The organism is Occallatibacter gabretensis (assembly GCF_001449115.1).
GTDB classification, from domain to species: Bacteria; Acidobacteriota; Terriglobia; order Terriglobales; family Acidobacteriaceae; genus Telmatobacter; species Telmatobacter gabretensis.
The window spans coordinates 21,257-27,270 of the sequence record NZ_LAIJ01000003.1 but is presented as its reverse complement, the minus strand read 5'-3'; the positions used below and the strand labels follow the sequence as shown (position 1 = coordinate 27,270).

At 55.7% G+C, this 6,014-nt stretch carries 3 protein-coding genes; 2 read left to right on the top strand and 1 reads right to left on the bottom strand.

Annotated elements, in window-relative coordinates; all coding sequences use genetic code 11:
* Positions 1-224, bottom strand: a 224-nt coding sequence (locus tag VO84_RS03760; protein WP_408033302.1) for a hypothetical protein, incomplete at its 3' end; no start/stop codon positions are given.
* A gap of 283 nt (positions 225-507) precedes the next feature.
* Between VO84_RS03760 and VO84_RS03755 the strand changes: the two genes are divergently transcribed.
* A complete protein-coding gene (locus tag VO84_RS03755) occupies positions 508-3,537 on the top strand; it encodes a beta-galactosidase (RefSeq protein ID WP_197413880.1) in 3,030 nt (1,009 codons plus the stop codon).
* Between the two features lie 940 nt (positions 3,538-4,477).
* Positions 4,478-6,010: an FAD-binding protein gene (locus tag VO84_RS03750; RefSeq protein ID WP_231737771.1), complete on the top strand. Its 1,533-nt coding sequence runs from the start codon at positions 4,478-4,480 to the stop codon at positions 6,008-6,010.
* Positions 6,011-6,014 lie beyond the last annotated feature (4 nt).

Here is a 6,014-nt window from a genome sequence, read left to right as displayed (position 1 = left end):
CACATATTTTCGCCGCTGCCTGTCACGGTGTACGTTCCTGCCCCGGCATCATAGCGGGCTGCGCCGGCGTGGAGCACACTCCCTACATCTCCATGGCTCTCAAAGATGCCCAGTGGCACTTGATCTGCCTGTGCATGAGTCTGTTGGACATGAAGCGCGAAAAATGCTGCCAGTGCGGCAAGCGCCGCCAAGACCGGAAAAACGTGAGTCGTTCGCACATTCATGACATGTCTCCGGAGTGTCCTGCGCACGACGAATCCTTTCTTGTCACGCGGCAAGGTGTCTGGTATGGTTCGGTGGAAACGTTATCACCCAGTTCAAGCTGTGGTCAATGAACGCGGATTCTCTGGCGAAGCGGGAACCTCACGATTCGGCTTGTTCGGCACTGTATGCACGCTGTTTCTTCATCCAGGCAGGGAGTTCTCCATGCAAATTGCGTTGCTTGCCCATGTTTCAAAGACAATGCTCCGTTCGCGCAGAGCGGCCTTGCTCCTGACACTGCTCAGTATGTTTCCGATTTCGGTTTGTGCCAAGGTGGTGGTTTTCTGGCAGCCAAATTTCCCGACCATTGCCAGCCAGCCGGTTGAACGATCTGCGCTGGCACGCGCGCTCAGCGGAATGGAGCCGGTATTTGCCGATGTTGCTTCGCTTAACCAGTTGGCTACGCTTGATCATGCCGACCTGCTGATACTGCCGTATGGTTCCGCGCTTCCCGTTGACGCCTGGAAATCGATTGATTCGTATCTCCACGGCGGAGGAAACCTGCTCGTTCTGGGCGGCCAGCCACTACGGGTTCCGGTCACATCCGTTGACGGCAAATACGAGGCCACGCGGCCGCAGGACACTTACGCACGCGCACTCGACTTCCGCCACACCTATGAAGTTCCTGTCCCCGCGGACGCTGAGTTTGCGTGGAGACCGGGTTACGCTCTGGGCGCTTCTCCGCGTTTACGCGCAAAGAGGTTCTTCACGGTGGAGGGGCGCTTGAACGGGCTTGGATATATGTCCGACAGCAAGGGGCTGCTGGTGGCAGCGCCAGTGATCGTTGCCGATTATGCGTTCGGTCCGATGATGGGCAGCCGCGTGGTTGCGCTCGACTTTGAACCGGAGCCGGAATATTGGCAGAGCGACGATGGCGTTACGCTCATACGGCAATCTGCGGGCTATGCGCGGTGGGGAGCGATAGATTTTTCGGTTGAAACACTCTTTTCAGTAATCCGCCCGGGAGAACCGCCAGTGATCACGGCGCACCTGCACAACCCGCATCAGGAAAAATCGGGCATCCCCGGGACAGGCGAATTGAAAGTGACCCTGAGTTCGGAATCTGCTGTGATTGATATGCAGACGCTGGCCGTGACCCAAACCGGAGCCGCCGACCTGTCGGTTCCGTTCCATAAGGCGTTGCCGGCCGGGTTCTACAGAGTTGCTGCGGTATACAGCGAGGGTGGAGAGTTTCGCGCGTTTCATCAGAACGGCTTTTGGGTGGGAGAGGAAGACGCTGTTAAGGCCGGGCCGGTACTCGCAACTCGTGGTGATTTTATTACGTGCGATGGCGCGCCGTTCTTTCCTGTCGGCACCAATTACTTCTCAACGGAATCGAATGGCTGGGATTTTTCCGGGCCGCGCAACGCATGGATATGGGATCGAGATTTTGCGGAGATGGAGCAGCACGGCGTGAGTTTTGTCCGCACTGGCGTTTGGATGCCGAATGGACGTTTTATCGAGAACAATGCGAATGGCGGTGCGAACCAGCGTTTTTTGCGGAATCTAGAGGCTTTCCTGCTGTGCGCACAGCGGCATCACATTGCTGTGAACTTTACGTTCTTTGCGTTCTCCCCGCGATCTGGAATGCCTGGACGAGAAGATCCTAGCGCAACTCCGCCGAATCCCTACCTCGATCCGTCCGCGATACGTATGGAACAGGCTTATGTGCGATCCGTGGTGGAGCGGTTCAAAGATGTCCCATGGCTTTCGTGGGATTTGATCAACGAGCCAAGCTTCTCGAACCCGAGGCTTGTCTTTCATGGCAATGTGCCTAACGGCGATCCCAGCGAAGTGGCGGCGTGGCACAGATGGCTGCGCAAGAAATATGACGACAAGCTGTCGGCGCTTGGGGATGCGTGGGCAATGCCTGCGGAGCAGCTTGGTGGCTTCGATGCTGTTCCTCTACCTTCAGGCTCCGATCTGAATTATGACCGCTCCGGAAATCCGCGGCAGGTCCGGGCCGTCGACTACAACCTCTTCGCGCAGGATATGTTCAGCGACTGGGTGCATTCAATGGTTTCCCTGATTCGAATTACGGGAAGCAGGCAATTGATCAATGTGGGGCAGGATGAAGGTGGCGTAACGGACCGCGTGCTGAATCAGTTCTACGGGGGTGCGGGAGTGTCGTTTACTACGAACCACACATACTGGCAAGACGATGCATTGCTGTGGGATTCAGTGGCGGCGAAGCGGCCCGGTGTGCCAAACATCACGGGCGAAACCGGATATCAGCCGGTGTGGGCGCCGGACGGCGCGTGGCGATACGACGAGTTCACCGGTCTGGGACTTACCGAGCGTAAGTGGGCACTGGGCTTTGCAGCTGGCTCGTCAGGTGCAATGCAGTGGGACTGGGACCGCGAGGTCGATTTCGGCATGAAGCGCAGCGACGGCTCCTCAAAAGTCTGGGAGAACCAGATGCGCGATGTGGGAGAGTTTGCGCGCAAGGCTGCACCGTCGGCAACCACGCTTACGTTGCCTGAAGTTGCGATCGTGTTGCCGCAATCGTTGCAGCTTTCTGTGGTAAAGGCGTTTGCGCTGGAAGCACAGCAAACGGCGGTTCGTGCTCTCTATGGACTTGCGCGGTCGCAGGCGTATGCCGTGGGCGAGTACCAGATCGATCTGCTGGGATCGCCGAAGCTGATTTTGCTTCCGTCCCCATTTGGACTGACGGATGCCGCGTGGCAAGCTATCACCGAGCGCGTGAAGGGAGGCGCTACACTGCTGGTAACGGGACCCTTTGATGGCGATGCACATTTCCACGCTACGGGACGGCAAGATGCGATTGGGATTCCCTACAGTACGGTTCCGCTGACGATTCGCGATCATGTAGCGCATTTCCCGTGGGGCGACGAGGAACTGAGCTTCACGGGCAACAAGACGACAGTCTTGAGCCAGGCTCAGACGCCTAATGGCGATGTATGGGTTGAAAAAACGATAGGAAAAGGGAAGATTCTGTTTTCGGCCCTGCCGCTGGAACTTAGCGACAATATCGACTTGGTTGGAAAAGCATATCGTTATGCGCTCAAGACCGCGAGCGTTATGCCGGTGTACGCGACAACGCTCACCGATCCGGGAATCTTGATCGCTCCCACGGTATTTCCGGCAGCAACGCTGTATGTGCTTACCTCCGAATCCAACCTGCAGCAGGTTGCTTTTGACGATGTGCGCAGCGGACATCATTTTGCGGGAAGATTAGAGAGCGGGAGTGCTGCCATGTTGCTCGTTGGAATCGACGGGAAAGTTCTTGCTGCGTATAACTGGAATGAGCAATAGACCGCAAAACCAGAGTGCTTGGTCAATCAAGAGCGAGCATTTCTATCCGGCTGGGAAAGCACAATCCTCATCTATCAAGGTGAAATTGCATTCCGTTTCTCACTATTCGCGTGGTATGACCACTTGAGTCCGGTCAGAATATGTATATCCGAGTAACAAATGCCAAAATGACGCAGAAATTTCTTCAGCTAAGGACCTGACGCGAGCCGCTCGACTAGCACTCTGGCCGTGCCCTGCATTCGTAAGCCGGTCACGATGTCTGGTAAAACACACCATGGAAACGGATAAGCGTCTCGTGCACCTCTGTTATAACGAGGTGTTGAAGGGGATCCAGAACGGGTCCAACGGGCTTGCGGCAGAGCGACGGAGACTGCAGCCAACAGACTTTTCTCGTCAAATGGTTTCTTGAAAAATGACGCGGCGCGGCGTCCGGTTGGCGGTTAGGCGTTCATCAGTTCTCGCGACCGTGACTAGGACGATCAGGAGTTGGTCACGTTGGGCCTCACCTATTGAGAGCCGCCAGGCGTTGGTAAGCGCATTCTCAAAATCCATGTTTTGACCGATTCGGAATCGGCCTCAGACCATCCTGCTATCCCATATCCGTCTTAACGCCAGTTGAAGCAATGCGTTCAACGCATAGCAGAAAAATGGAATGTGCAGCTCTGCTGAATGACGCTAGGATAAAGCGCGTTGGATCAGAGCGTCTTTCATTAGCGCATGCAACTCGATTGAATACGCCCGAGGAGAACCCAAAGACGCATGGTTTCCGCATTGCGGCAAAATCTGGAGAAACGAACGAAGGGCAAACACTCGGACACTGTATATCTTCCGGGTAGCTGACTTTTCTCCTGACTATGAACAAATCTTTACGGTTGTTGGTTCACAATCCCCGGTTTCTGAAACCATGGCTTGTCCCTCAAGTTAGATCTGGAGAAGAATTATGCTGACCCTATTGCAGCCCTGCACGGAACGTATCACCCCTGTTGAACATAAGCCCACACATGATCGTGCTCCAGAGGACTTAGCACTTGGCACACCCCTATGGCTTCGAGATGACCTTGTGGAGATTCTGGGCAAGGAACAGGTCCATTCGCGAGTGATCGATCTTGTGAAGTACGCCACGGACGCAAGTCCTTATCGGATGTTTCCGAAAGTGGTAGTCACGCCGCGCACCGTCGATGAGGTCGCAAAGATCTTCACCTACGCGCAGGAGAAGAGGCTCTCGGTGACCATTCGCTCTGCCGGTTCGAGTCTCAGCGGCCAATCGCAAGGAGATGGAATTCTGATCGACGCCCGCAAGCACTGGGTTGGAACCAAGGTGGAGGATGGCGGTAAACGTCTTAGAGTACGTCCAGGCACCGTCCTGTTTCGAGCCAATCTCGCGCTCCACCCTTATGGCTATCGGTTAGGGCCCGATCCAGCGAGTTCCGGCGTAGCGACCGTAGGAGGCGTTATCGCAAACAACGCCAGCGGGATGTGTTGCGGAACGATCGAGAATTCGTATAAGACCCTCGAGTCGATATCATTCCTGCTCCCCTCTGGCACACACATTAATACAGCGGATTCTGAGGCGGAGAATCAATTCAACCTCGCAGAGCCGGATTTGGCTGCAGGACTGATGGAGATCAAAGCGGAGATTGACAGGGATGAAGCCCTCGCCGCACGCCTCAAGAAGAAGTACAGCATCAAGAACACGACCGGCTACCACATGGGCGCCTTTCTCGATGAATCAACGCCGCTCGGGATATTCCGCAAACTGCTCGTAGGCTCGGAAGGAACCCTGGCCTTCATCTCCGAAGGAGTCTTCGAGACTGTCCCCGATGACAAGTTCCGTCTCACAGCGTTTCTTGTTTTCCCTGACATGCATTCCGCGTGCGCCGCAGTCGCGCCCTTCATCGCACACGGTGCAGTCGCAGCCGAGTTGTCCGATCGTGGTTGCCTGAGGGCCGTAGAAGGCAAGCCAGGTGTCCCTGATCGCTGGAAGAGATTACCTGGCGAGGCCACCGCGTTACTCGTCGAGTTCCGAGAGCCTAGCCCTGTGAGGCTCAAGGAAGCCGCAGCGGCAGCGCAGTCCGTACTCGACGGGCTCGAGTTGCTTGAGAAAGCGGAGTTCACTCAAGACCCGCATCTAGCCGCACAGTACTGGACGATTCGCAGCGGCCTGCTGCCTTCGATCGGTGGCGCGCGCCCGAGCGGTACATCTCTCATTCTCGAAGACGTCTGCTTCCCACCAGACAAGCTTGCCCATGGCGCGCTCGACCTGCAGAAGCTGTTTCCCAGGCATGGTTACGGCCAATTTACTTTCTGGGACTACTTCCGTCGAGCCTTTGAATATAATCGCGGGATTCGCATCGATCATTTTCTTCTTTTGCCGGAGGTCGCTAAACGGCTATTGAAATGCGAAATTGACCGGACTCCCCGAGCCGAGGAGAAACCTTTAGATCACACGCCTATCGTTATCGAGATCGTTTGACTAG